The sequence below is a fragment of the Paenibacillus sp. J22TS3 genome (assembly GCF_018403205.1).
GTDB lineage: Bacteria > Bacillota > Bacilli > Paenibacillales > Paenibacillaceae > Fontibacillus > Fontibacillus tuaregi.
Window position 1 is genome coordinate 1 of sequence record NZ_BOSF01000048.1, and the last position, 239, is coordinate 239.

1 rRNA gene is annotated in these 239 nt (G+C 47.7%); it reads left to right on the top strand.

The annotated features are described in order from the left end of the window. Positions 1 to 127: 127 nt before the first annotated feature. A 23S ribosomal RNA gene (locus tag KJS63_RS25985) occupies positions 128 to 239 on the top strand; the annotation flags it as partial.

Here is a 239-nt window from a genome sequence, read left to right on the forward strand (position 1 = left end):
GATTTGATCCTTGAAAACTAGATAACGAAACGAAATTGCGTAAATTAGAATTCCTTTAAGCTGAACTTGTGCAAACAAGTGAAGTATCTAAGGTAGCGCGAAGGTTGGTCAGCCAACCGGAGCAATTGGTTAAGCTACTAAGAGCACACGGAGGATGCCTAGGCGCTAGGAGCCGAAGAAGGACGTGGCGAACAACGAAACTGCCTCGGGGAGCTGTAAGCAAGCTTTGATCCGGGGGT